The following is a 25,467-nucleotide window of genomic DNA, read 5'->3' as shown; positions in this document are numbered from 1 at the left end:
GCCCCCTCATCCCGCTGCCGCGGACTTCCCCCTGTGGGGAGAAGAAACAAGTGGCATGCGCTCGTTCCACAGTGGGGCTTCGTGTTTAAACAGACGGCGCGGACACGCCGCGCCGTTCACTTGCCTTAAATAACCTGCCCCACATCGATGCGGTTGCCATCCGGGTCTTCAAACACAAAGGCCCTTAGACCGTAATCCTTGTCCTGCAGGCCCTTGATGATGCGCAAGCCCTGGCTCTTGCAGAGCGCATGCAGCGCGTCCACATCGCTCACCATCATATGCGCCACATTGAAGGGCGCTGCCTTGTGGCTGGGCTGCAATGTCAGGTGCAGCTCGGCATTGCCCTGTTTGAGGATCATGAAACCGACAGGGGTGCCGTTTTCGAAGGTCTTTTCGAAGCCCAGCACGCCAACGTAAAAATCATGGGCCTTTTCGATATTTTTGACAGGAAGCATTGCGGCGATCCGGCCGAAGCGGATGCCGTGATCGGCGATGGTATTCATCGCGGAACCTCGGATCTGGGAGAAACGGCAAAGGTCACGGACGGTGCCGGAGCGCTGGCGTTTTTTCCGGTTTGAATTTGCAGGACGGTGCCTGCCGCCCTAGGATCATAATCGAGGCGATGGCGGATGCAAACGGAATGTCTGCATTGTCGGGCGCTTTGAACGAGACACGGACACGCCCGGGAGGCAGAATGCGCAGCTCCATCGAAATCTTCAACATCCGCACCCGGCAGATGCGGGTGGTGTGGCAGACGCCCGATCTATTCGAAGCGCCGAACTGGTCGCCGGATGGAAAATACCTGCTGCTGAACAGCGAAGGGCTGCTTTATCGCCTGTCTCTTGCCGGCAATGCGTCGCCGGAAAAGGTCGATACCGGCTTTGCCACGCTCTGCAACAACGATCACGGCATTTCGCCGGATGGTTCGCTTTACGCCATTTCCGACAAGGTGGAATTCGGCAAGAGCGCCATTTATCTCATGGCCTCGGCGGGCGGCGTGCCGCGGCTGATGACGAAAAATCTTCCCTCTTACTGGCATGGCTGGTCGCCGGATGGGAAAGGTTTTGCCTATTGCGGCATTCGCGATCAGGTCTTCGATATCTATTCGATGGATATAACAAGCGGCGTCGAGACGCGGCTGACCCATGGCGAGGGCCGCAATGACGGGCCGGATTATTCGCCTGACGGTGAGTGGATCTATTTCAATTCCAGCCGCACCGGGCGAATGCAGATCTGGCGCGTGCGGGTGGATGGCTCCGCCGTCGAGCGCATCACCGACAGCCCCTATGGCGACTGGTTTCCGCACCCGTCTCCGAAAGGAGACAAGGTGGTGTTCGTTTCCTATGACGGCGACGTTTTCGACCATCCGCGCGATCTCGATGTGCGAGTGCGGCTGATGGATATGGATGGCGGCAATGCCGAGACGCTGTTCGAACTTTTCGGCGGGCAGGGTACGATGAATTCGCCCAACTGGTCGCCTGACGGGGATGAGTTCGCTTATGTCAGGTATTTCCCCGTGGAGTGATGCGGTAAAAGGAGGGCCGTCATTCCGGCTCAAGGCCGGAATGACGGAGGTGAGGGGTGCCATGGTCACATCGTCGCACCGCCCGCAAAGAAGCTTGCATCCGCAAGCTTTCTTGCCCATAGCTTCCCTGTCAGGTGCCTGCCCATGCGGCGGGAGAATCGGGAATCCGGTGAAAGACCGGAACGTGCCCAGCGCTGTGAGGCGGACGTTCTTTTTAAAAAGCCACTGGAGCAATTCGGGAAGGCGAAAAGGGCGGATGAAGCCGAGTCAGAAGACCGGCCTGACGAAATAGACCGAACCGCGCGGACGGCGGCAGGTTGTTGTCGAGGCGGGGTGCGCATTTGCGCCCGGCCTTCGCATTGTTGGGGATAAACGATGCCAGCCGATCCGTCCGTGAGCAATCCGCCCGGCGCCAGTTCGTTCGATCATGCGCTCTCGCCCGCCCGCCCGTTTTCCGGTGAGGAACGCGAGGTGATTTACCGCGCCATCGAGACCCGTCGCGACGTGCGCGACCAGTTTCTGCCGGACCCGCTGCCGGAGGATCTGGTGGAGCGTCTTTTGAAGGCGGCCCATTCCGCGCCCTCGGTCGGTTTCATGCAGCCGTGGAATTTTACCCTCGTCACCGATGGCGCTGTCCGTCAGGCGGCCTTCGTGGCCTTCAGCCGGGCCAATGAGGAGGCGGCGGCGATGTTTACGGGCGAGCAGCAGGCGCTTTATCGCAGTCTCAAGCTCGAAGGCATCCGCAAGGCGCCGCTCAGCATCTGCGTCACCTGTGATCCGACGCGCGGCGGCAAGGTGGTGCTGGGCCGCACCCATAATCCACGCACGGATGTCTACTCCACAGTCTGCGCCATCCAGAATCTCTGGCTCGCGGCGCGCGCCGAAGGCATCGGCGTCGGCTGGGTCAGCATTTTCCACGATAGCGACATTCGCGCCATTCTCGATATTCCCGACCATATCGAAATCGTCGCCTGGCTTTGCCTCGGCCGGGTCGATGCGCTCTATAACGAGCCGGAACTGGCGGTGAAAGGCTGGCGGCAGCGCGTGCCGCTGGAGGAACTGGTGTTTCGTAACCGCTGGGGCGGTTGACCGGGCGGATCCATCCCTCCCGGACGAAGCCGGGAAGGTGGGCCGGGAAGGATGGTCATCGTCTCTTCAAACGACGGTGCAGTTAAAAAGATTGAGGATGGGGTGAATGGGGCTGGCGAGGCTGATCGCGCCGCTTGCACCCCAGAACAATCCGACGACATTATTGCCGGCGGTGTCGATGACGGCGCTGCCGCTATCGCCCGGCTGGCTGAAGACCTCGCCGGCGCGGCGCGGCGATATGCCGATCTGGTTGCGCATATTCGGCTGCTGCACGTCGTAAAAGCCGGAAACGACGCCATTGGTGATATTGGTCGTCACACCCGATTTCGTAACATTCATGTTGAGCGCCGCAACGGCCGCCCCCACCGGCGAGGGGAGGTTGTAGATTGCGCCGATGGTGGCGAGCCGGCCATTCGCCGGGCTGGCGACAGCCGCATCGACGCCATAGGTCGTTCCCTGATAGACGATGTTGCCCTTCTGGAACGCGACGATATTGGCGGCAAGATCGCCGAACCAGGTGCGCGCCGGCTGCGAGACGTCATCGCCGACCTGGGCATTGTCCCGGCAGATGACATGCGCATTGCTCATGATCATCGGCGTTCCGTTGGCGGCCCGCACGACCAGCCCGATGGTGCCGACGGTATCCGTCCAGGACCAGTAATCCGGGCTGCCGCTGATGCCGCCGACCATCGGTTCCACGACTTTTTCGCGCGGGTTGTCGGAGAGGCGTCTGGGGTGATCCTTCCATGCCGTCCCGGGCGCGGGCAGTTCTCGCACCGCCTCGCTCGGGCGGTCGAAGGAGCCTTCCCGCACCTGCAGCGGCGCGCCGTCGAGCGTCGTCATCAGACCCGCCTTCAGCGACGGGTCCGGCGCGCGGTGGTAAAGGATCAGGCCAAGCTCCTGTGTCAGTTCGCCGGCGGCGTCCTCAAGCAACCCGACGCCGATCGCCGTGACACCGGGTATGCCTGTCAGCTGATGGTAGTGCCGCTCCTTGAGCGCCGTGAGTTCCTCGAAAGTCATTCGCTTGCCTCATGGAAAAGGGGGTGAAGGACGGATGTCCGGTTTTTTAGAGTTTTTCGCTTTTCTTCGAATCACGAAAACACTCTAACTCTTTGTTTTCACGCATTTCCGGACGGAAAACCGGGCTCCGCTTTTCCGGGAAATGCTCAAAAGGGGCGGCGCGCCCCGGGGGTGAAGGGCTGCGCTGCCCATGCCTGCGAGCCCTCAATTCAGCGGAATGATCTTGCCGCTGGAGGGAGCGCCGCCGCCGGCCGGCGGAGGACCGCCGGCCGCCGCCTGATCGGCCAGCATGCGGTATTGGGAGGTGCCTTTTTCAGTGCTGATGGTGCCGGAAACCGTGTAGAGATAGACGTCGCCGGAGACGGCGTAGTCGTTGCTCTGATTGTTCACATAGAACTCGATCTCGACCGTCGACATGTTTTTTGCGCGCTCCAGGAAGGCGTCCATCAGCATGGTGATCTGCTGATCCGTCAGGCCCTTGGAGCGCATTTCCTGTTTGGTCTTTTCATAAGAGGCGGAAGCGCCGCCGCCGCCGAAGAACCACGTCCAGACTGAAAGATTGGCGCTGGCCGTGGTCTTTTCGTATTCGTTGATCTCCTCGCGGTAGGAAGCATCAAGCATTCCGAGCGCAAGCGTGTTGAGGTCCTTCACATCCTGGCTGGAAAGGGCCGAGATTTGCAGCTGGGCCTTGATTTTTCCCGTGGTATGCGCCGGCACGGTATAGGAAATGCCGGTCAGCTGTCCCATGCCGGAAACCGAGATGGAATAGGATTCCTTCGCTTCGCCTGTCGGCAAAGTTGCGATGACCGGGACGAAAGGATCGAGCAATTTGACGCCGGTTGCGGTGATCTGAATGGATGTCATGGCTATACTCCTGATGGTTGTGGGCTTCATAGGTCAATGAAACTCTGATCGTCCACTCGGGTTCGAGGTGGGCTACATGTTCGTCTGGAGATGCATGAAAGGCGCGCGCGGCTAAAGCCGCACGGCGTATATATATTTTGCATGGGATGCTGATCCACTTTAAGTGGATTTTTTAATAATATGCACTCTTACAGCGAAGTCAATCGCGTTCACGTATACAACTTCTATATGAATATTTGTCGGCAAATGAGGTGAAGAATGTGTTTATCCATGGCTGCGGAGGGCTCGAAGCAGGCCACGGGGATGGGCGCGGCCTGTACGGAAGTGACGCATCGCGTTTGGTGCATTGGAATATGCAAGGGCTGGTGGCGCCGTCATTATTGCTGCGGCTGAATGCCCTTCAATGCCGGGTTCTTCAGGTCGATCCGGCCCGTCTGGTCGGGCAGGAATTTCGGACCGATGACGCGGACGCGGCTGTCGTTCGGGTCATAGTCGCGTTCGGGAACGGGCTGTTCCGGCGGCTTGGCGGCCTGCTGCTGTTCGGCGGGTTTCTCAGCCTTGTCACCTTGCGGTGATGGAATGGTGGTGATGCCGGAATAGGGTTTTTCGGGCTGCGGCCGGGCGGCCTCTTCCTGCTTTTGCATTTCCTTGTGATAGGCGGCCATGTTGCAGGCGCAGCCCGGCGCTTTGCCGTGCGCGTTTCTGTAAGCGAAGGCGGTTGGCAGATCCTTGTAGGGCTTGCCTGTTTCCGCAGACACCATGTCGGCGGTTTCCTGCTCCGTCATGGAGTGGAAATAAAGCTCCGTCTCGGTCCCCGGGCACATTTTCTCGCACTGCTCCGCCTGGGCGCGGAAATCGAGCGGTGAGGCATTGGAAGCGATGGGGAAAAACGAGCCGTCGCAGGTGCGCACGCACAGCGTCCGCAGCCCGCCCTCGGCGGCGGCGTTGGGGTAGGGCGAAAGCCCCGCCTGTCCCGGTTCGTCGCCGTTCTGCCGAAAGGCGTCGGGATAACGCGTCACATCCGGAGGCGGCGGCAATTGCGTTTCCGTCTGCGGCAGGGTGTTGCAGCCATTGGCATCGAGGGCGGCGAGAATGCGCTGACGCCTGATGTCGCCGTCGTCGCTACGCGCGGCCGCCATGGCGTCGTCGCGGTCACGGATGATGGCGTCGCGCTCGCTTTCCGCTTCCGCCAGCGCATCGCCGATTTCGGCGCAGATACCGGCATTGGGATTGCCATAGACGATGACGCTGCCGGACGAGCAGCCATAGCCGCGCAGGTCGTTCCTGATCTTGCGGATGACGATATTCTGGCGGGCGAGCGCATTGGCGTAACGCCGCACCTCGGCCGTGTTGCCGATGACGCGGGGCGGTTCGCGCAACTGCGCATAAAGCATGTCGCAGACCTGATCCGCGAAAGCGGCGGCCGGTGCGGTGAAAACAAGGGGAAGCAGGAGGCCGATGATGCGGCTGCGGCGGGTCAATTGTTCGATCCGTTCGATGTCCCCAGCCGGTGGCAGGGGCGTTATACTTCACGACATCCGTGTTTCGGGAAGATAACATAAGCTGTTGCCGCAAGGCGGCAACAGCCTGTTCAAAATTGCGTTAATGCGCCCTCTATCACACCGAAGGATGCGAGGCCTGCACCACGGCAAACGCCGCCATGTTGACCACGCCGCGCGAGGTGACGCTGGGCGACAGGATATGGGCGGGCAGGGCCGTGCCGAGCAGGATCGGGCCGACATGCAGGCCTTCCGTCAGCGTGCGGGTGACGCCGAGCGTGATGTTGGCGGCATCGAGGTTCGGGAAAACCAGGAGGTTCGCTTCGCCGGTCAGCACGCTGTTCGGCATGGCGCGTTTGCGCAGCGCTTCCGAAAGGGCCGAGCCGCCCTGCATTTCACCGTCCACTTCCAGTTCCGGTGCTGCTTCCTGCACGATCTTCAGGGCGCGGCGCATCTTGCGGGCGCTTTCGGAATCGCGCGAACCGAAATTGGAATGGCTGGCGAGGGCGATCTTCGGCGTGATGCCGAAGCGGCGGATTTCCTTGGCCGCGAGAATGGCCATTTCCGCCACTTCCTCGGAGGTCGGGTCATAGTTCACGAAAGTATCGGTCAGGAACAGCGCGCCCTGCTGGGTGATGAGCAGGCTGAGGCCGGCGAAGGAGCGAACGCCTTCCTGCTTGCCGATGATCTGGTTGACGTCGCGCAGGTGGCGGTCGTAACGGCCTTCGAGGCCGCAGATCAGCGCATCCGCTTCGCCGCGCTTCACCGACAGCGCGCCGATGACGGTCGTGTTGGTGCGCACGATGGTACGCGCGGCTTCCGGGTTGATGCCGACGCGGCCGACAAGGGCGAAATAGTCATCGACATAGTCGCGGTAGCGCGGATCGTCTTCCGGGTTGACCACGGCGAAATCCGTATGCGGGCGGATGCGCAGGCCGAAGCGCTTCAGGCGCGTTTCGATGATCTGCGGGCGGCCGATGAGGATCGGAATGCCGGTGCCTTCTTCCAGAAGCACCTGGGCGGCGCGCAGCACGCGCTCGTCTTCGCCTTCGGCAAAGATGATACGCTTCTTTTCGGCGGCTTTCGCGGCATTGAAGACCGGCTTCATGATGAAGCCGGAGCGCCAGACGAAACGGTTCAGCTGGTCGAGATAGGCTTCGAAATCGGTGATCGGCCGGGCGGCGACGCCGCTTGCGGCCGCAGCGCGGGCAACGGCTGGCGCAATGCGCAGGATGAGGCGCGGATCGAAGGGCGAGGGGATGAGGTAGTTCGGGCCGAAGACCGGCGTTTCGCCGCTATAGGCCTTGGCGGCCACTTCGGAGACTTCCTCCCGCGCGAGTTCGGCGATGGCCTGCACGGCGGCCATCTTCATTTCTTCGTTGATGGTCGTTGCGCCGCAATCCAGCGCGCCGCGGAAGATATAGGGGAAGCAGAGAACGTTGTTGACCTGGTTCGGGAAATCCGAACGGCCGGTGCAGATCATCGCATCCGGACGGGCAGCGCGCGCCGCCTCCGGCATGATTTCCGGATTGGGGTTGGCAAGCGCCAGGATCAGCGGGTTTTCCGCCATGCGCTCCAGCAGTTCCGGCTTCAGCACGCCGGCGGCGGAAAGGCCGAGGAAGACATCCGCGCCGTCGATGGTTTCGGCCAGGACGCGCTTGTCGGTCTTCTGGGCGTAAACTTCCTTCCACTCGTCCATCAGCGTGTTGCGGCCGTCATAAACGAGGCCTTCGATGTCGTGGACCCAGATGTTTTCTTTCTTCGCGCCCATGGCGACGAGCAGGTTGAGGCAGGCAAGGGCTGCCGCACCTGCGCCCGAGGCGACGATCTTGACGCTCGAGAGCGACTTGCCGGCCAGTTCCAGTGCGTTGGTGACGGCGGCGGCGACGATGATCGCGGTGCCGTGCTGGTCATCGTGGAAGACCGGGATATTCATCTTTTCGCGCAGCTGGCGTTCCACCTCGAAACATTCCGGCGCCTTGATGTCCTCAAGGTTGATGCCGCCGAAGGTGGGTTCCAGCGCTGCGATGGTGGAGACCATGTCGTTGATGCCGGGCGCATCGATTTCGATGTCGAAAACGTCGATGCCGGCGAATTTCTTGAAGAGGACGGCCTTGCCTTCCATCACCGGCTTGGAAGCGAGCGGGCCGATATTGCCGAGGCCGAGCACCGCCGTGCCATTGGAAATAACGGCGACGAGGTTGGCGCGGGCGGTATATTCCGCGGCCGTTTCCGGATTTTCGTGGATCGCGAGGCAGGGGGCGGCAACACCCGGCGAATAGGCGAGCGCCAGATCGCGCTGGTTGCCGAGCGGCTTGGTGGCCTGGATTTCCAGCTTGCCGGGGCGCGGATAGCGGTGGAAAAAGAGCGCCTGTTCCTCGATGTCGGCCTTTGCCGTGTTGGCGGGCGTGTTGTTCTTATCGTGAGAGGTCATTCTTCCACCGTCATGTCTGGTTCAATTCCGGACCCCTGAATACAACAAACTTCCCCGTGGTACAGCCGTTATTTGACCGCACCTTATGCAAATGCGGCCATGGCTTATTCGCGTTTTCGTGAAGGCTTTCGTCATATTCCCTATAAAAACCGACGTCTGTCATGTTGCTGAAACACGAGTCTGGTTCTGAGAGGTAAGAAAGCCGCAGGGACGCAACCGAACAGGGGGATGAAATCCGTGGCCGGTCAAATCGAAACCAGACAGTTCAGAACGCTTTTCATTTCGGATGTTCATCTCGGCTCCAAGGCGGCCAAGACGGACTATCTGCTCGACTTCCTGAAATATCACGAGGCCGAGACGATCATTCTCGTCGGCGACATCGTCGACGGCTGGCGTCTGCGCCGCAGCTGGTACTGGCCGCAGGGTTGCAACGACGTGGTCCAGAAGCTTCTGCGCAAGGCCCGCAAGGGAACGCGCATCGTTTATATTCCTGGCAATCATGACGAATTCCTGCGGGAATTTCCCGGCATGCATTTCGGCGGCATCGAAGTGGCCGAGCGCATGATCCATGAGGCCGCCGACGGCAAGAAGTACCTCATCATCCATGGCGACGAGTTCGACGTGGTGGTGCGCAACGCCCGCCTGCTCGCCTATCTCGGCGACTGGGCCTATGACGCGGCGATTGCGCTCAACATCGCCATCGCCGCCGTGCGCCGCCGCATCGGCCTGCCTTACTGGTCGTTTTCGGCCTGGGCCAAGCTGCAGGTCAAGCACGCGGTCAACTTCATCGGCGAATTCCAGCGCGTGGTGGCCGAAGAGGCGCGCCGCAACAATGTCGATGGCGTCATCTGTGGACATATTCACCATGCGGTGATGGAAGACATGGACGGCATCCGCTACATCAACACCGGCGACTGGGTGGAAAGCTGCACGGCGATTGCCGAAAATGCCGATGGCAGCTTCGAGCTGATCACCTGGATGCAGACGAGCGACGTTACCGCCGAACAGGCATCGGACGAGATGGAGCCGGTGGATATTCCGGGGCTGATCGGGAAGCACGCGGCCTGAGTTGGGGCGTTTGACGTGCGCTGACGATAGGCTCGTATGGAATGCCGCATTCGATGAGTGGCAATATCCGCACACCGTCATCCCGGCCTTGAGCCGGGATCCAGTGCGATTAAGTCTTTAATCGCGTAAGACTCTTCTCACCGCGCAGACGCGCCGTGGCTGGATGCCGGATCAAGCCCGGCGTGACGGAGGAGAGGTTCTACAATCTTCCCTGTGCCTCTTTGGGTAAGGCGCGCGGAACATGCCGCCTTGGCGTGCGGTGCCTGGGCGAGACTTCCGCAATTCCGGCGGGACCGGATAACCATGCCTTCCTCATAGACGAGCCATTCCGTCATTTAAGGCGAGCGGGTGCGTCTTTCGTCTTCTCTCCGCCGGGGAGAAGGTCGCGGCAGCGGGATGAGGGGGCTTGCTCTCCGACATCCGGCACAGCCTCCCCCTCATCCGACCCTTCGGGCCACCTTCTCCCCGGCGGGGAGAAGAAACAAAGGGCGACGTTGCGGCTCACCTTGACTCACTACTTCCAATATTAGTGGCTTATCCCCACAGTTCCGGCCGCGCCGGATAAACCAGCGAACCCTCATAATCCAGTCCCGGCTCACGATCCTGCGCCAGCAGCAGCGGCCCGTCGAGATCGGCGAAGGCCGCGCCCTGTGCTGCCAGCACGGCCGGCGCCATGCCGAGCGAGGTGCCGAGCATGCAGCCGACCATGATGGTGAAGCCGAGCCTTTCGGCCTCCGCCTTCATGACGAGCGCTTCGGTCAGGCCGCCGGTCTTGTCGAGCTTGATGTTGATCGCATCGTAACGGTCGCGCAGGGTGGCGAGGTCCTTCGTGGAATGCACGCTTTCATCGGCGCAGATCAGCACCGGATGATCGATGCGGGCGAGGATGTCATCCTTGCCGGCGGGTAGCGGCTGCTCGATCAGGGATATCTTCAGTTCTGCCGCAAGCCTCAGATAATATTCGATATTATAATCGTTCCAGCCCTCATTGGCGTCGATGATGATGCGCGCTTCGGGTGCGGCGGCGCGCACGGCTCTTAGACGCGCTTCGTCATCCGCCGTGCCGGTCTTGATCTTCAGCAGCGGGCGGCCTGCGTTTTCCGCCGTCTTCGCGGCCATGGTCTAGGGGTCGGCAAGCGAGATGGTGTAGGCGGTGACGAGCGGCTTTGCCGCCTGTCCAAGGACGCGCTCGGCAACGGTTTTGCCGCTGATCTTGGCTTCGAGGTCCCACAGCGCGCAATCGACCGCATTGCGGGCGGCACCGGGTTGCATCGCCTGCTGCAGTTCCTGCCGTGTCACACCGCCGGCGATCTGCTGCGCCATCGCCTCGATATCGGCGATGACGCCTTCGATGCTTTCGCCATAACGCGGATAGGGCACACATTCGCCAATGCCAGCGAAGGAACCATCGCGGATGGTGCACGTTACGACATCCGCATGCGTGCGGGTGCCGCGTGAAATGGTGAAGCTGCCGGCGACGGGAAAACGTTCTGTTGTGGCTTGAAGGTAACGGGGCATGTTTTTTCACTTCCGATTGGGCGGCAAAAGACACATGACGCCAAATTTATCACGAATTGTCGGCCGTCACTGTGGCTTGCCGGAGGCCAAAACGTTATGAAACCTTTAAGAATCTCGTGACGGCTGCACTCGCTCGGAGCATTATGCAAGAACAGGACACACGGCAACAGGCGAACCCGGCCGCAATCACCGAAGACGACAGCGTCTCCGGCGGCGGCTTGCGTTTTGTCATGAGCGGTTCCTGGCGCAACAGCAATCTCGCCGGTGTTTTCCCCAATCTTGAAAAGATCGAAAAGAGCAAATCCGCCGGCCCGGTGGAAATCGATCTTTCTTCCGTCGAGGCCATCGATACGACAGGCGCATGGATCATCCAGCGTCTGCGCAAGGACCTCGAGGCAAATGGCGCCACCGTCACCGTGACGGGCAATGACCGTATCGAAGAGGTCATCGGCCAGCTGCCGGAAAAGGTGGAGATGGAGGGCGAAGCCGCTGCGAAGGTGGGGCTCGCCGAGCGTATTTTTGCGCCCGTCGGCAAGGCCGTCATCCAGAATGGCGCGGATTTCCTGGCGGGCATGTATATTCTCGGCTCGGCCGTGCGCGGCGCGCAGATGAAGCTTGGGCGCGGGCGCGGCGTCTCGCCGGCTGCGATCGTCAACCAGATCGACCATATGGGCGTGCGCGCCGTGCCGATCATCATGCTGATGTCGTTCCTGATCGGCGCGATCATCGCGCAGCAGGGCGCGTTCCAGCTCCGTTATTTCGGTGCGGAAGTCTTCGTTGTCGATCTCGTCGGCATTCTGCAATTGCGCGAAATCGGTGTGCTTCTGACCGCGATCATGATCGCCGGCCGTTCCGGCAGTGCGATCACGGCGGAAATCGGCTCGATGAAGATGCGCGAGGAAATCGACGCGCTGAAGGTGATCGGCCTCAACCCCGTGGGCGTGCTGGTGTTTCCGCGGCTGGTGGCGCTGACCATCGCGCTGCCGCTTTTGACCATTCTCGCCAATTTCGCAGCGCTTTTCGGCGCGGCCATCGTGGCGCTGCTTTATTCCGGCATCACGTTTGAGGTGTTCCTGTCGCGCCTGCATGGCGCTGTCGAGGAATCGACCATTGCTGCGGGCATGATCAAGGCGCCGTTCATGGCGCTCATCATCGGCATCGTCGCGGCCGTTGAAGGCATGAAGGTGGGCGGTTCGGCCGAATCGCTCGGCCAGCACGTCACCTCCTCGGTGGTGAAGTCGATCTTCGTCGTCATTCTGGTGGATGGTCTTTTCGCCATCTTCTACGCAGCCATCGATTTCTAGGGAGGGCGCGTTGGAGAAACTGGACCAGAAACCGCAGGAGACCAGAACCGGGAAAGACGGGCGCGAGGTGGTGCTTTCCGTCGAGGGCGTGACCGTCGGTTTCAACGGCCGCAACGTGCTCGAAAATCTCGATCTTGATGTCTATCGCGGTGAAATCCTCGGTTTCATCGGCCCCTCCGGTGCTGGCAAATCCGTGTTGATGCGCGCGATCTTGCGGCTCCTGCCGCGGCAGGCGGGTGCGATCCGCATTCTTGGTACCGATTACGACAAGGCGAGCGAAGACGACCGCATGATGCTCGACCAGCGGCTTGGCGTGCTGTTCCAGCAGGGCGCGCTGTTTTCCGGCCTGACGGTGAAGGAAAACATCCAGCTGCCGATGCGCGAATATCTCGACCTGCCCAAGAAGCTGATGGACGAGCTTGCTTATCTGAAGATCGAGATGGTGGGGCTGAAGCCCGATGCGGGCGACAAGTATCCTTCCGAGCTTTCCGGCGGCATGATCAAGCGCGCGGCGCTTGCCCGGGCGCTGTCGCTCGATCCCGACCTCGTCTTCCTCGATGAGCCGACGTCCGGCCTCGATCCCATCGGGGCGGCGGAATTTGATATGCTGATTGCGCGCTTGCGCGATTCGCTCGGCCTGACCGTCTATATGGTGACGCACGACCTCGACAGCCTCTTCTCCGTCTGCGACCGCATTGCGGTGCTGGGCCAGAAGAAAGTGCTGGTGGAAGGGACATTGCAGGACATGTTCGCCTGCGACGACCCATGGGTGCAATCCTATTTCCGCGGCAAACGGGCGCGCTCTGTCGTTCTTCCGGACGGCAGACACGAAAATCCGGTGGAGTAACAAGAAGCATGGAAACCAAGGCGAACTACACCATAGTCGGAATTTTCACGCTGATCGTGATCGCCGCCGCATTCGGCTTCGTTTACTGGATGGCCGAGTTTGGCCGCGGTGGCCCGACGGCCCAGCTTGTCGTGCGTATTCCCGGCTCCGCGAACGGCCTTTCCGTCGGTTCTCCCGTGCGCTTCAACGGTATTCCGGTCGGCACCGTGCGCGGCCTTGCCATTGACCGCGACGACCCGGCCTATTCCATCGCCTTTACCGAAGTGCAGGCCGATGCGCCGGTTTTCCCATCCACGCGCGCCGTGCTTGAAATTCAGGGCCTGACGGGCGCTGCCTATATCGAGCTTTCCGGCGGCAACAAGGATGGCGAGCGCATTCTGCAGAAAGCCGTCGAAAGCGGCGTTCCGGCCGAACTGACTGCCGATCTTTCCAGCGTCACCAACCTGCTTGCCACCGCCGACAAGATCCTGAAACGCGCCGATGGCGCCATCGGCGAATTGCAGGGTTTCGTGCAGGATGCGCGTGGCCCGCTGACGCAGACGGTGCGCAATGCCGAGAAATTCTCCGATGCACTGGCGGCCAATTCCGACGGCATCAAGAATTTCATCGCCAGCCTCAGCTCGCTTTCCACCACCGTTCAGTCGGTCTCGGTGCGTCTCGACGGCACGCTGACGGCCATCGAGGATCTGGTGAAGGCGGTGGACGCTGGCAAGATCGATTCCATCCTGTCGAATGTCGACAAGGTGACGAAGGATGTCGCTTCCGCCTCCAGCGATATTCAGGGCATCATGGAAACCGTGCAGAGCACGGCGCGCAATTTCGAAGCGGCGAGCACGGAAGTGCAGACCGTGGTAAAGCGTGCGGATGAGCTTCTCGCCTCCGTCGATCCCGCCAAGGTGGGCACCGTGGTTGACGACGTTTCCTCTGCGACTGCCGATGCGCGCGATGCCGTGGCGAACTTCAAACGGATCGCCGACGATGTCGGCGCCCGCCGCGCCGATATCGACCAGGCGGTTTCCGACTTTACCGAAATGGGCCGCAAGCTGAACCTCGCTTCCAGCCGCGTCGACGGCATTCTCGCCAAGGTGGACGGCATGCTCGGCACCGATGACGCCAATTCGCTGTTTGCCAAGGCGCGCGAGACGCTCACATCGTTCAAGGCGGTGGCCGACAATCTGAATGCCCGCATCGGGCCGATTGCCGACAATCTGACCCGTTTCTCCAGCTCGGGCCTGAAGGATTTCCAGGCGCTGATCGGCAGTACGCGGGTCACGGTCGACAATCTCAACAATGCCATCACCAATATCGACCGCGATCCGCAGCGGTTGATTTTCGGCGGCGAAACCGTGAAACAATATGATGGCAGAACAAGGCGCTAAGAGGGGTATGGGCCAATGACACGATTGATGAACGGCCGTCAGCGCCGCGCCCTCATTCTGGCTCCGCTGTTTGCCGCCTTGATGGCGGGCTGCGCGGGTGCGCCGAAGAACGATACTTTCGATCTCTCCGTCTCTTCGGCGGCGGTGGCGCAGGGACCTTCACTGAAAAGCCGGCAATTGCTGATCGCCGATCCGACCGCCCTGAAGGCGCTCGACAGCGAAAACATCGTGGTGCGCCTTTCCGGCTCGGAGGTGCAGTATCTCGGCAACTCGCAATGGAGCGACCGCCTGCCGCGCATGGTGCAATCCAAGCTCGTTGAAGCCTTCGAGGATACCGGCAAGCTTGGCGGCGTCGGCCGGCCGGGGCAGGGGCTGGCAATCGACTATCAGGTCGTGACCGATATTCGTGCCTTCGAAATCGATACGGCGAAGAATATCGCCAATATCGAAATATCCGTGAAGCTCCTGAACGACCGCAATGGCACGGTGAAGGCGCAGGAAGTATTCCGCGCCAGCGCCCGCGTCAGCGGTTCCGGCAACGCCAATTTCGTGAAGGCGCTGGATCAGGCCTTTGCCGCCGCCACGCGCGATATCGTGGCCTGGACGCTGAAATCGCTTTAAGCGCTCGGCGTTATTGCCGTCACAGGAAACCGCTTTATGTTCGCGTAGCGCCGGTCACCGATCGGCCTATGCATAATGGCCCGATCCGTGAGCCCGATCCGTGAGTTGGTGATGCGATTTCTGCTGCTGCTTTGCCTTATGTTTTCCGCCCTGTCTGGAACGGGCGCCGCCATGGCGGCCGGTCTCCGGCTGATCGACATTCCAGCCGCGAATGGCAAAGCTGCCATGAAGGCTGCGGTGTGGTCGCCCTGCGCGGCCGCGCCGGAAGAGGTGAGGATCGGCCCCTTCATTTTGCCCGCCGTGCGCGACTGCCCTGTTCCTGAAGGGAAATATCCGCTCGTCGTCATCTCTCATGGCTTTGGCGGCACCTATTTCAGCCAGCGGGACACGGCGGTGGCGCTGGCGGATGCCGGCTTCATTGTCGCGGCGATCAATCACCCTGGAGACAATGCGCTTGAAATGAAGAAGGCCGGCGAGCTTTCCGCGCTGACGGGCCGTCCGGCGGATATTGCCCGGTTGCTGGATCATCTGCTTGAAGGTTTTAGCGAAGCCGGTTCCATCGATGCCGGGCGGATCGGCGTCTTCGGATTTTCGCGCGGCGGTTATACCGCGCTGGTGCTTGCCGGCGGCACGCCTGATTTTGCCAATGCCGGGCTGCCCTGTCCCGACCCGCAGGCGCCGATTTGCACGCAGATGCGGCAGAAGACGACATTGCCGCAGCATGGCGGTCAGGATGCGCGGATAAAGGCTGTGGTTGTCGCCGACCCGTTGAATGCCTTTCCCGGCGCGGGCGACCTGAAGAATATCACGATCCCGGTCCAGCTCTGGAGTTCGGAACGCGGCGGCGATGGTGTCGCGCCGCAGGATGTTGCAAGGCTGCGCGACGATCTGCCGGTAAAACCGGACTATCGGATGGTAAAAGGGGCGGGGCACTTTTCCTTTATCGCCCCTTGCCCCGCCGAGATGGAAAAGGCCGTGCCCCAGATTTGCAGCGATGCGGCGGGTTTCGACCGGGCGGGGTTTCACCGCAGCTTCAACACCGAGGTGGTCAGTTTCTTCAAGGCGTCGCTGCGCTGAGGCATCGTTCCTCTCCGCGCCGGTCAGGCGGCGTCCTGCTGCGACTTCCATTCCGGCAGGGGGAAAATCCGGTCGTAGCTCCAGTTGAAGACAAAAGCATAGACCACGTAAAACAGCGCAAACGAGATATCCATCACCAGCGCGTGGGCAAGGCTGATATTCAGATACCAGGCGATGAAAGGCATCAGCACGATCAGCAGACCGAGTTCGAACAACACGGCATGGGCGACCCGAAGGGCGGGCGTCTTCAGCGTCGTGCCTTTCAGCCGCTGCATGGCGTGGTCGAAGCCGAGATTGTAGACATAGTTCCAGACCGTCGCCAACGTGGCGCTGACGAGGCCGACAATGCCGATATCTTCCATAGGCATGCCAAAAAGCAGCGCGCCCAAGGGAATGACGAGCAGAAGGCCGATGATTTCGAAACTGAGGGCGTGGCGGATACGATCTTGCAGGGAACGCATTTCATTCTCCGGTATGTGACCGGGCCGTCCCGCATGCTGTCGCCGATATGGCCGAGGTCGTCCTCGCGCTGGGTCATATAGAGGTTTTGGGCGAATTTTTCAAGCGCTGTGCATTTGGGGCCTTGGATATGGCTGGAAGGTCGCCGCTTGTTTCTTCTCCCCGCCGGGGAGAAGTCCGCGGCAGCGGGATGAGGGGGCAAGCTCTCCGCATATCTCTGCGCTAGCCCCCTCATCCGGCCCTTCGGGCCACCTTCTCCCCGGCGGGGAGAAGAAATACGCGGCAGCGCCTCGATCTCTCTCGGAGCAAAGAGAGGACGATGCGGAACAAGACCGGCGCATTTTCGTTATCGCTTATGGAAGGAGGCGTGCCATGCAGCAGAATTCCTCTGAGGGGAGAACGATAAAGGCCGCCAACACGGCGAAGGTTACGACTTACACGCCAAGCCTCATTTCTCTTAAGGGAAGTTATGTGGCGATGATATTTCGCAGACCGCTTTGCCGAAATCCGCTGGATGTGCGGAAGAAATAAGGGCTAAGGCATTTGCCTGTTGCCTGCCCCCGCACATTGATGACGACGACTGCCGAAATGATGATGAGCTTTAGATGTCTCTAAAGTGTGATTTTCAATCCGGCCCGTCTCCACCTAGACTGGAGATTGCCACCAGAGCGAAGGGAGAATGACATGAAATCAGTTCTCATTATCGCCGCTGTCTTTGGTTTTTCCGCCAGTGCAGCGCTTGCGGAATGCGCAGGTCATCAACAGATCAACGCTTCCGTTCCTGCCGTAGACCGTGAATTCAAAACCGCAAGCATCGTTCCGCCGACAGATCCGGTGGAAAAGCCCGTCGTCATCCTGAAAAAGACCGACCGCCTTCCGGCAGCGGTTGCGACGACCGGTGAACCAGAAGCCGCAATGCAACGCATGCAATAAACAGGAACAACAACCTCTTCATTCTGAAAATCCCGTGCGTGAGGTGATCCGCACGGGATTTTGCTTTCAGGAGGAAGGCGGGGCAACCTTCGCTTTCACAGCGCCGCTCTTGCCGGCTCTTTGCATCGGCGATTAGCTGTCGAGTTTCAGCGACAGCTGTTTCGGCCCTTCGTTCTTTTTGAGCACGTAAAGCGGCCGGGTAATGATGACTTCCGTTCGCCGTTGCAGCTCGCGCCGCCGCTCGAGCGCGCGTTCGCGCATATCGCGGGAGCGGGCGACAACGGAAAGGGCATTTTCTATGGCTGCGTCTGCTGTGTTCATCGCTGACCTCCATAATGTTCACTTTATGTTCTCATTATTGGTGGCTTGTGTCAACACTATGGCAGGGTTGCTGGCGGGCGATTGGGTGCCCGGCGCGATGAAAGGACCGGGGCGCGACAGGCGGCGTCGGAGTGCCGTGCGGGATCGGCTTTGCCCACACGTTGACCTTCACGGCACAAACCTGTTCCGGCAGTGTCGACAGGGACACTCCGGACATGTTGTGTTGATTTTAGCTATGATGTTTCGATGACGCGGGCGCTGATCCGCCCGGCTTAAGGAGGATATCAGGAGAGGGGGCGTTGATCCGGCGCGGGAACGCCGCCGGCGGACAATAGATCGGTGAGATGCTCGCTGGCGAGAGCGACGATGGCGAGGGCGGCCTGCTGGCGGTTCCAGCCGGCATGTTCCGCTTTTTCGATCAGCCCGTGAATGGAAGGTTCCAGCGCGAACTGGCACTCGGCCTGGTAGTCCATGGTGTCGATCGAAAGCGACGGGGAATTGATTGCGGCCCGCATCCTTTGGTCTCCCTGTTTTCCGTCATGCCCACATACGCGAGACGCAAATCGGAACATGCACATTCAGAGGCCGGTGATATCGGGTTGCTCATGAGGCCCGCATATCACTGGCAGCGAATCCCCCAGCAGGCGGACGTTAGCGGCAAGTCTTAACCGCTGTCAACGCGTGCGCGGCGGCGATGACGTCGCCACCTCCGTTTTCAGAGCCTTCCGTTCCGGAAAGGCTTTCGCCGCCAGATCAGCAGCGCCATCACATAAAGCGCAAAAAGCACGAACCATGTGACGGGCAGCACCATGAAAAGCGCCGCATAGGCGCAGTTTCCCTCAAAACAGGAGCCGAGAAATCCGGAATCGGCAAGCGCTGCCGATAATAAAAACGCACATATCCCGCTCCCGACCGCGCCGAGAATGAAAAGCAATATGTTGATGAGCAATCTCATGGTCCCGATCATAAGGACGATTGAGACAGCTTTGGGGAAACGGGCGATGCCGCAACGCCAATAATCATCTTTTCGGCGGCCACACGGAAAGCCGGTTGCTGCAGTTGAGCCCCGTGCTCTTACGGAAAGGGTCGTGATTGCGCGGGCCGGGTATGTATATGTCCAGGCTGGCGCTTCACTTCATGTGGAGAGTAAATGGTAGTTTATATCTCGGCGTTTGTGGTATTGTTTATTTGTATATCTCTGTATTTTACGTTTCTAAATTCGGATTTGCTTGATGATTTTGGTGTAAATTGTAGTGGTTTATTTCACGTTTCATTTTGTTTTAACTTAAAATTGTTTTGTTTTTAGTTTTTTATTGATATATTTGGGCTTGCTGTGATCGTAAAACTAAGAGCGGGGAAACTACGCAATGCTCCGCTGAATTCTTATTGACGAAATTGATTTCAAGAAACGGTGACGGTCGGTCTGGCCAGGCAGGCAGATCGAGCTTCGGTAGAGGGTATTGATTTGATCCCGCATTGGTTTCCATTCGCCAGCGCGTTCAGGCTATCAGGCCTCGTGGCGCTGGTCCTGTTGTCCGCCGGTTTTTCGACGCAGGCCTCAGGCCAGTCACGGGTCTGCAACGACCCGACACCGACCGGCAATATCAATGAAATGTTCGATGCGATCTACGCCTGCTGGGTGCCGCCCGAAGACACGGCGGGGCTGGTCGTGACATTGCAGTTCATTCTGCACAAGGACGGACAGATAAGGGGCAAGGTGGTGGTCACCGCCGCGCGCCCACAGGAAGACAGCCCGAGGCGCAAGGCCTTCATCGATTCCGCCATCGAGGCGGTCAAACGGGCGGCACCTGTGCCTTTCACCGAGCAATTTGGAAGCCGTATCGCGGGGCGGCCGCTGGCGCCGCGTTTTGTCGGGGCAGATATCAAGGCGCCGGAAACGGAATTATAGGCGCGTTTGACACCAGCCCGACCGTTGGCGCAGCCGCGCGTTGCAGGTGACGAGGGCGGCTCTATGCGCAACCACTATCGAAACATTGTCGAAAGCTGAGGCCTTGGCGAAAGCCCGGCGCGTTTATGCGATGCTTTAAGTTAGCATCGCAACGTCTTGTCATTTCAGGAGAAATTTGGTGGGTGATGTAGGGCTCGAACCTACGACCCGCTGATTAAGAGTCAGCTGCTCTACCAACTGAGCTAATCACCCGACCGGCACCGTGTGGCGGTGTGAGGGGGCGTATAAAGGGGAAGTTTGGGCTTGTCCAGCGCGGAAATGAAATTTCTTCGATTTTTGTGACGAAAAAATTTCAGTCGCGCTGGAAAAGTCTGGAAATCCGGGGTTTTACGGATTTTTCCTTTTATTCATCCGCGCCTGAAAGCCCGGCCGATAAGGATGAGGATGCAGGCGCCGATGAAGCCGGCGATGAGATAACCGAGCCAACCCGTCAAAACGATTCCAAACACCGAAAGGATGGCGTTGGCGACGATCGCGCCGACGATTCCAAGAAGGATGTTCATGAAAACACCCATATTGCTTTTCATGAATTGTTCGGCGAGCCACCCGGCGACACCACCGATGATGATGGCTGCGATCCAGCCAATGCCAGCAGATTCCATGATTTCCTCCCATGTTGCTGCATCATCGAAGGTGATGATTCTCGTGGTGAAAAGCAAGGCAAACTCCTGAAAACCTCGCTTTATGCGGGTGGTTTTCCGCGCGGCAGGCGCTAAAAAGCCTGATGCGGCGCAAAGAGACGAAAGGCATGGATGTGCGGTTGATGTTCGGCGGATTGATGGACGGCAGAAGGGTATTCGACGGCCTGGTGTGGGATCGGCGGCAATGGAGCGCCATGGCGGCGATAATGGCCATGGTGCTTTTTCTGGCCGGCGGTCTCTTGTCGGCAATGCCGGCGGCGGCGCAGGGGGAAACAACATCGCCCGCCCCGGTGGCTATCCAGGCTTCGACCGTCGAACAGGCGAGGGCGGAACTGGAGAAATGGAAGGCCGATGTCGCGGCGATCGCCAAACAGGTGGAAGCGGGCGGCAGCGATGATGTGCAGCTTGTGGACCTGAAGGGCCGCGCCGACACCATTGCCGCCGATGCCGCCGCCGCCAACACCAAGCTGCGCACCCGTCTCGACCAGATCAAGACCCGGCTGGATGCGCTCGGTGCGGCGCCTGCGGATGACCAGCCGCCGGAAGCGAGCATGGTGACGGAGGAGCGAAACCGGCTGACGGCGGAACGGGCCGAGGTGAATGCGATTGCCGGCGAGGTGGAGAGCACGGCCACCAATGCCGCGCAGATTTCCAATAACATCACCGCCGTTCGCCGGGCGCTTTTCGCCGCCACGCTGTTCAAGCGCACCGAAGTTTCGGCGCAGACACTGGGCGATGCCTCCTCCGCCTTTCTGACCGAATTGACCAACCTCAACAACGCTTTCAGCAGCTGGGCGAGCTTCGTCTGGAATTACAAGCGCCTGCCGATGTTCGGGGCGGTGACGCTGTCGATCATGGCCGCCCTGCTGTTTCTCGTGGGCGGTTACCGCTTTTTCGGCAGCCGCATGGACCGGCGGGCCTTTACGGGCGAGCCTTCCTATCTGAGACGGCTTTCGGTGGCCTTCTGGTCCACCATGGTGCAGTCGCTGTCACTGTTCCTGTTTCTCGTCACCTCCGCCTTCTTCCTCGATAATTTCAACGTGCTGCGATCAGACATCGCGCCGATCCTGTTCGGGGCGATGGCGGTCACCGGTTTCGTTTATTTCGTCTCGCGGCTGAGCTATGCGATCTTTGCGCCGACGCAGCCGGAATGGCGCCTTCTGAAGGTGTCCAACAAGGGCGCGCATACGCTGTCCTCGGCGGTGTTGCTGATGGCGCTCGTCAACGGGCTCGACTACCTGTTCGGCACGATCAGCGAGACGCTTTATTCACCGCTGATCGTCACCGTTGCCAAGAGCTTTCTCGCCTCGATCATCATCGGCCTTATCTTGCTGACCGTATCGTTCCTGCGGCCGGTGATCGGCGAGGGGCAGGATTACGAGACCGGCAACCAGCGCCTGCCGCGCTGGCTCGTCATCCTGCTGCGGGTGGGCGGCCTCGTTCTCATCGGCGCCTGCCTGACGGGTTATGTCGGGCTTGCGCGTTTCCTTGCCACGCAGATCGTCGCCACCGGCGCGGTGCTGGCGACGATGTATATCGGCATTCTCTCCGGCAAGGCGATTTCGCGACAGGGCGCCTTTGCGGAATCGCTTGCCGGCCGTTATCTCGCCCGGCGTTTCGGTCTCGGCGTGGTGGCGCTCGATCAGGCCGGCCTTGCCGCGGGGCTTGGCATCTATGCCGTCGCGCTTGCCTTCGGCGTGCCGCTCATCCTGTTTTCCTGGGGGTTCCAGCCGGGCGATATCGAAAGCTGGGCCTATCGTCTGTTGACCGGCATCACCGTCGGTAATGCCTCCATTTCGCTGATCGGCCTCTTCGGCGGCGTCCTCGTTTTCGCCATCGGTTACATCATCACCCGCTGGTTCCAGAAGTGGCTGGACAATAACGTCATGGCGCGCGGCCAGGTGGATGCCGGGGTGCGCAATTCGGTCAAGACCGGTATCGGTTATCTCGGTATCGCGGTGGCGGCCATCTTCGGCGTGTCTTCGGCCGGTCTCAACCTTTCCAGCCTGGCGCTGGTGGCGTCGGCCCTTTCGGTCGGTATCGGTTTCGGCCTGCAGAACATCGTCTCGAACTTCGTCTCCGGCCTCATCCTGCTGGTCGAACGCCCCTTCAAGGTGGGGGACTGGGTGGTGACAGGCACGACGGAAGGCACCGTCAAGCGGCTTTCCGTGCGCGCCACCGAGATCGAAACCTTCCGCGGCCAGTCGATCATCGTGCCGAATTCGGAATTCATCAATTCCTCGGTCGGCAACTGGACACACCGCAACCGCATCATGCGCGCGGAAATTCCCGTTTCCGTCTCTTACGATTCCGATCCGCAGAAGGTGATGGATATTCTGCTGGAACTGGTGCGCGCCCAGCCGCCGGTGCTGCGCAATCCCGAGCCGCATGTGGAGTTCCTCCGCTTCGGCGATTTTTCGCTGGATTTCGAACTGCGTTTCCACCTTGCCGATCTCTCCAATGGTCTTGGCGTGAAAAACGCGCTGCGTATCGCAATCCTCCAGCGCTTCCGGGAGGAGGGGATCGACATCCCGTTCCCGCAGCGCAACCTCAATATCCACGTGGAGGGCGACGCCAACCCCCAGATGCTGGCGGCGCTGCTTTCGGAGGAGGGCGACAAGGCGGTGGTGGCCCATACGGGTGCGGCAGCGCCCGTTGCCGGCGCTGTGCGGGAAAAGGATGCGGGCAAGGCAGGTGACAAGACGGGCGACAAGGCCGTTGCGGAACGGCCGACGACGGCGAAGGTGGTCGGCAAGGACAATTGAGCGGCTACGGCCGATGTCGATCATTGGGCCGCCGGAATCGGTTCCGGTGGGTGCGCGACCATGTCTCGCACCCGGCTGCATTGCGGTGGATGGTGGATACTTTCCGGGATAGCTTTTTACTTTGATGGAGGTCGGATATGCCCGGCCGCCGTCATGAAAAAATGATCGAAATACCCGCGATGACTGTATTGCTACGTAAACTGTAAGTTGATATATTATGGTTATTATTTAGTTTATTTCTTTCCTGTCGGGGTTCAAATGCCGGATCCAGTCGATGAGAATGCCCAGCCTGCCCAGCCTGCCCAGCCTGCCCAGCCTGCCCAGCCTGCCCAGCCTGCCCAGCCTGCCCAGCCTGCCCAGCCTCCGGGCCCGGTTCCTGCAAAAACATCTCTTCGTGAGAAGCTGAAGGGGGTTTGGGCGTGGATGCAGCCCCATGCCGCCCGGCTGTCCCTTCTGACGGCGGGGGTCGTTATCGGCTCGGCGGGTCTGTTTTTCCTGATGGGTGAGACGGATGTGACCGACGATTACCTGCCCAAACGCTGGAATGAATCCATCCGACGGCTCGGCATAACGCCGGTCTATCCGCCCCAGGAGGATATCTACGTCGGCGATATCATCGCCGAAGTCGTAGATTCAGGCCATAAGTTTAAATCGCTGCCGGACGATCTCCAGAGCGAATCCTTCATTGGCCGCTACGTCAAGGTGACGCAGATACCGGATCTTCGACAATATCTTTCCCTGAAATCGGAAGCCCCTTATTTCGGTGACAATACCTGGCAGCAGGGTGAGGAAAAGCTTGCCCTTTCGCAGCCGCGCAGCGAAGTCCAGAATAATGGCACGACCTCGGGTCTTGAGGTGAAGGATGTGCTCTTCCCGGTTATCAAGATCGAGCGAAGGGAAGGCATGGCCGGCCTCTGGAACACTATCGGTTTCGGTGGCGCGCGTGCTGATGTCGAGGAAATCGAGCTGCAGAACGTCCAGACCTACGCCATCAATCCTTTTCACGCTCAATACGCATTGATTCAGTTTTGTGCCGGCGAGAAGACGCAGCTTCTTTGTAACGATGAATATCTGCGGGAGAAGCTGTCCTATATTCTCGGCCGCGACATTTTGAGAAGTGCGGAAACCAAAGATTGCGGTCTGCGCTACATCTATGACATCCGGCTGCTTGTGGTGCGCCAGGCATTCCTGACGCGCGGTGTGAAGGTCACCAACGGGCGTGGTCGGCTGATCGAAGCCAATCTGGCCAGCCGTCAGCCCGACATGGAGAAATTGCAGGACGCTGTGACGTCATCGGCCACGGAACCGCCCAAAGACGTTCCGGCAGAGGCCGCCATAAAGGACAGGCTTGCGGCTGAAAACGCCATCCGCAGCGCCAATAGTTCGGGCCTATTTTCTGATCGTCGTTTTGCGCGGCCACTAGTTATCGGGTTCAATTCCGTTTCACTGGGTATGCGTGGCAGCACGCCTGCTTGGAGGGACGATCTGGCGAAAGCCTCCGCTGATAAAAAGTAAAAGGCACCGTGCTGGCATGTGCGACCTCAACGGAGGCAGGGAAATGAAAAGCGCTTCGATTTTTTTCGGACTTGCCGTTTCATTTTTGATGAATTCGCAAGAGGTGTTTGCACAGCCCGTCAATGGTGTCTTCCTCCCATTTGCCATAGACTGCCGATATGAGATTCCACCTTGCGAGCCTCCACCACCGCCCGGTCCCAGGAGTCCTATTCCCATTCCACCACCGGCACCGGGCGGCGGCGGTATCCATAACTTGCCGGGTGCCCCCGTGCTCAAGGAAACGATCATTATCCCAGGCAATAATATGCTGAAGGACTTCAAGCTGGATGAGCCTAAAATGCTTGATATGCAGAAGGAGCTTCAGAACAGGTGGTCCAAATAGGCGTCTGCTGGTCTTGGGTGCCATGAGGTTTGAAAATCCCGACGCTGCCATAGTAGGTATTTTTCCGACATCCTCTCATTCGTCGTCCTGCTGGGCGGCGGCAATACGAAAGCCCAGCTCGATGGCGGCAATTTCTTCCCTGTCGCAGCACCCTATGGCCATGTCGCAATCAGGCGGCTGAACAACCCGCAAGCGCTTCATATTCCTCCCATCCAATGTCGGCGGAATAAGGCAAGG

At 59.9% G+C, this 25,467-nt stretch carries 24 protein-coding genes, 1 tRNA gene, 1 pseudogene and 1 riboswitch; of the genes and pseudogenes, 13 read left to right on the top strand and 13 right to left on the bottom strand.

Features of this window, described 5'->3' with window-relative positions; all coding sequences use genetic code 11:
* Positions 1 to 125 precede the first annotated feature (125 nt).
* Positions 126 to 503: a glyoxalase superfamily protein gene (locus O3W47_RS24075; RefSeq protein ID WP_137453173.1), complete on the bottom strand. Its 378-nt coding sequence runs from the start codon at positions 501 to 503 to the stop codon at positions 126 to 128.
* 191 nt (positions 504 to 694) lie between these two features.
* On the opposite strand from O3W47_RS24075, the gene O3W47_RS24070 reads away from it, so the two are divergent.
* Both O3W47_RS24070 and bluB read left to right on the top strand, forming a co-directional pair.
* Positions 695 to 1,525 carry a TolB family protein gene (locus O3W47_RS24070; protein ID WP_269314747.1) on the top strand — a complete coding sequence of 277 codons (831 nt, stop codon included), beginning with the start codon at positions 695 to 697 and terminating at the stop codon, positions 1,523 to 1,525.
* 115 nt (positions 1,526 to 1,640) lie between these two features.
* A riboswitch (cobalamin riboswitch) is annotated at positions 1,641 to 1,823 on the top strand.
* 77 nt (positions 1,824 to 1,900) lie between these two features.
* On the top strand, positions 1,901 to 2,614 hold the full coding sequence (gene bluB / locus O3W47_RS24065) for a 5,6-dimethylbenzimidazole synthase (protein WP_269314746.1): 714 nt from the start codon (positions 1,901 to 1,903) through the stop codon (positions 2,612 to 2,614).
* A gap of 66 nt (positions 2,615 to 2,680) precedes the next feature.
* On the opposite strand, the gene O3W47_RS24060 is transcribed toward bluB, so the two are convergent.
* From O3W47_RS24060 to O3W47_RS24045, 4 genes are all read right to left on the bottom strand, one after another.
* Complete coding sequence (locus O3W47_RS24060; protein ID WP_269314745.1) at positions 2,681 to 3,634, bottom strand: hypothetical protein; 954 nt, start codon at positions 3,632 to 3,634, stop codon at positions 2,681 to 2,683.
* A gap of 204 nt (positions 3,635 to 3,838) precedes the next feature.
* A complete protein-coding gene (locus O3W47_RS24055) occupies positions 3,839 to 4,498 on the bottom strand; it encodes a hypothetical protein (protein WP_080816920.1) in 660 nt (219 codons plus the stop codon).
* Positions 4,499 to 4,875: 377 nt separating this feature from the next.
* Positions 4,876 to 5,979: a DUF2865 domain-containing protein gene (locus O3W47_RS24050; RefSeq protein ID WP_269314744.1), complete on the bottom strand. Its 1,104-nt coding sequence runs from the start codon at positions 5,977 to 5,979 to the stop codon at positions 4,876 to 4,878.
* 136 nt (positions 5,980 to 6,115) lie between these two features.
* Positions 6,116 to 8,431 (bottom strand): NADP-dependent malic enzyme, encoded by a 2,316-nt coding sequence (locus O3W47_RS24045; protein ID WP_020809546.1) that lies wholly within the window; start codon positions 8,429 to 8,431, stop codon positions 6,116 to 6,118.
* Between the two features lie 228 nt (positions 8,432 to 8,659).
* On the opposite strand from O3W47_RS24045, the gene O3W47_RS24040 reads away from it, so the two are divergent.
* Positions 8,660 to 9,499: a UDP-2,3-diacylglucosamine diphosphatase gene (locus O3W47_RS24040; RefSeq protein WP_059760137.1), complete on the top strand. Its 840-nt coding sequence runs from the start codon at positions 8,660 to 8,662 to the stop codon at positions 9,497 to 9,499.
* 534 nt (positions 9,500 to 10,033) lie between these two features.
* On the opposite strand, the pseudogene dgcA reads toward O3W47_RS24040, so the two are convergent.
* A pseudogene (gene dgcA, locus O3W47_RS24035) lies at positions 10,034 to 11,017 on the bottom strand (N-acetyl-D-Glu racemase DgcA).
* A gap of 143 nt (positions 11,018 to 11,160) precedes the next feature.
* Here dgcA and O3W47_RS24030 point away from each other — a divergent pair.
* The 5 genes from O3W47_RS24030 to O3W47_RS24010 all read left to right on the top strand — a co-directional run bounded on the left by O3W47_RS24030 (position 11,161) and on the right by O3W47_RS24010 (position 16,245).
* Complete coding sequence (locus tag O3W47_RS24030; RefSeq protein ID WP_269314743.1) at positions 11,161 to 12,321, top strand: ABC transporter permease; 1,161 nt, start codon at positions 11,161 to 11,163, stop codon at positions 12,319 to 12,321.
* A 10-nt stretch (positions 12,322 to 12,331) separates the two neighbouring features.
* On the top strand, positions 12,332 to 13,168 hold the full coding sequence (locus tag O3W47_RS24025) for an ABC transporter ATP-binding protein (protein ID WP_035223193.1): 837 nt from the start codon (positions 12,332 to 12,334) through the stop codon (positions 13,166 to 13,168).
* Positions 13,169 to 13,176: 8 nt separating this feature from the next.
* The gene (locus O3W47_RS24020) at positions 13,177 to 14,547 is read left to right on the top strand and encodes an MlaD family protein (protein ID WP_020810470.1); all 1,371 of its coding nucleotides are present in this window, start codon (positions 13,177 to 13,179) and stop codon (positions 14,545 to 14,547) included.
* A gap of 15 nt (positions 14,548 to 14,562) precedes the next feature.
* Complete coding sequence (locus O3W47_RS24015; protein ID WP_035236961.1) at positions 14,563 to 15,168, top strand: ABC-type transport auxiliary lipoprotein family protein; 606 nt, start codon at positions 14,563 to 14,565, stop codon at positions 15,166 to 15,168.
* A gap of 111 nt (positions 15,169 to 15,279) precedes the next feature.
* Positions 15,280 to 16,245: an alpha/beta hydrolase family protein gene (locus O3W47_RS24010; protein ID WP_269314742.1), complete on the top strand. Its 966-nt coding sequence runs from the start codon at positions 15,280 to 15,282 to the stop codon at positions 16,243 to 16,245.
* A 23-nt stretch (positions 16,246 to 16,268) separates the two neighbouring features.
* On the opposite strand, the gene O3W47_RS24005 is transcribed toward O3W47_RS24010, so the two are convergent.
* A complete protein-coding gene (locus O3W47_RS24005) occupies positions 16,269 to 16,706 on the bottom strand; it encodes a PACE efflux transporter (RefSeq protein WP_080816925.1) in 438 nt (145 codons plus the stop codon).
* 682 nt (positions 16,707 to 17,388) lie between these two features.
* On the opposite strand from O3W47_RS24005, the gene O3W47_RS24000 reads away from it, so the two are divergent.
* The gene (locus O3W47_RS24000; RefSeq protein ID WP_003502962.1) at positions 17,389 to 17,637 is read left to right on the top strand and encodes a hypothetical protein; all 249 of its coding nucleotides are present in this window, start codon (positions 17,389 to 17,391) and stop codon (positions 17,635 to 17,637) included.
* 132 nt (positions 17,638 to 17,769) lie between these two features.
* On the opposite strand, the gene O3W47_RS23995 is transcribed toward O3W47_RS24000, so the two are convergent.
* The 3 genes from O3W47_RS23995 to O3W47_RS23985 all read right to left on the bottom strand — a co-directional run bounded on the left by O3W47_RS23995 (position 17,770) and on the right by O3W47_RS23985 (position 18,925).
* Positions 17,770 to 17,958 carry a hypothetical protein gene (locus tag O3W47_RS23995; RefSeq protein WP_003524758.1) on the bottom strand — a complete coding sequence of 63 codons (189 nt, stop codon included), beginning with the start codon at positions 17,956 to 17,958 and terminating at the stop codon, positions 17,770 to 17,772.
* 284 nt (positions 17,959 to 18,242) lie between these two features.
* The gene (locus O3W47_RS23990) at positions 18,243 to 18,473 is read right to left on the bottom strand and encodes a hypothetical protein (protein ID WP_003524760.1); all 231 of its coding nucleotides are present in this window, start codon (positions 18,471 to 18,473) and stop codon (positions 18,243 to 18,245) included.
* Between the two features lie 200 nt (positions 18,474 to 18,673).
* On the bottom strand, positions 18,674 to 18,925 hold the full coding sequence (locus O3W47_RS23985) for a hypothetical protein (RefSeq protein WP_020810465.1): 252 nt from the start codon (positions 18,923 to 18,925) through the stop codon (positions 18,674 to 18,676).
* Between the two features lie 498 nt (positions 18,926 to 19,423).
* Between O3W47_RS23985 and O3W47_RS23980 the strand changes: the two genes are divergently transcribed.
* The gene (locus O3W47_RS23980) at positions 19,424 to 19,867 is read left to right on the top strand and encodes an energy transducer TonB (RefSeq protein WP_269314741.1); all 444 of its coding nucleotides are present in this window, start codon (positions 19,424 to 19,426) and stop codon (positions 19,865 to 19,867) included.
* A gap of 176 nt (positions 19,868 to 20,043) precedes the next feature.
* On the opposite strand, the gene O3W47_RS23975 is transcribed toward O3W47_RS23980, so the two are convergent.
* Together O3W47_RS23975 and O3W47_RS23970 are read right to left on the bottom strand one after the other, a co-directional pair.
* Positions 20,044 to 20,119, bottom strand: a tRNA-Lys gene (locus tag O3W47_RS23975).
* A gap of 155 nt (positions 20,120 to 20,274) precedes the next feature.
* Positions 20,275 to 20,529 (bottom strand): GlsB/YeaQ/YmgE family stress response membrane protein, encoded by a 255-nt coding sequence (locus O3W47_RS23970; protein WP_003524764.1) that lies wholly within the window; start codon positions 20,527 to 20,529, stop codon positions 20,275 to 20,277.
* 122 nt (positions 20,530 to 20,651) lie between these two features.
* Here O3W47_RS23970 and O3W47_RS23965 point away from each other — a divergent pair, with 122 nt between their 5' ends.
* The 3 genes from O3W47_RS23965 to O3W47_RS23955 all read left to right on the top strand — a co-directional run bounded on the left by O3W47_RS23965 (position 20,652) and on the right by O3W47_RS23955 (position 25,230).
* Positions 20,652 to 23,333 (top strand): mechanosensitive ion channel family protein, encoded by a 2,682-nt coding sequence (locus O3W47_RS23965; RefSeq protein WP_269314740.1) that lies wholly within the window; start codon positions 20,652 to 20,654, stop codon positions 23,331 to 23,333.
* A gap of 258 nt (positions 23,334 to 23,591) precedes the next feature.
* Positions 23,592 to 24,848: a hypothetical protein gene (locus O3W47_RS23960; protein ID WP_269314739.1), complete on the top strand. Its 1,257-nt coding sequence runs from the start codon at positions 23,592 to 23,594 to the stop codon at positions 24,846 to 24,848.
* 43 nt (positions 24,849 to 24,891) lie between these two features.
* On the top strand, positions 24,892 to 25,230 hold the full coding sequence (locus O3W47_RS23955; protein WP_080816929.1) for a hypothetical protein: 339 nt from the start codon (positions 24,892 to 24,894) through the stop codon (positions 25,228 to 25,230).
* A 75-nt stretch (positions 25,231 to 25,305) separates the two neighbouring features.
* Here O3W47_RS23955 and O3W47_RS23950 read toward each other — a convergent pair whose 3' ends face one another.
* Entirely contained in the window at positions 25,306 to 25,431 is a 126-nt protein-coding gene (locus tag O3W47_RS23950) for a hypothetical protein (protein ID WP_269314738.1), read from the bottom strand.
* Between the last annotated feature and the right edge of the window lie 36 nt (positions 25,432 to 25,467).

This window comes from Agrobacterium sp. LMR679 (assembly GCF_027157905.1).
GTDB lineage: Bacteria > Pseudomonadota > Alphaproteobacteria > Rhizobiales > Rhizobiaceae > Agrobacterium > Agrobacterium leguminum.
Note: the sequence above shows the minus strand (reverse complement) of the source record. Positions and strands in the feature narration are given on the sequence as shown.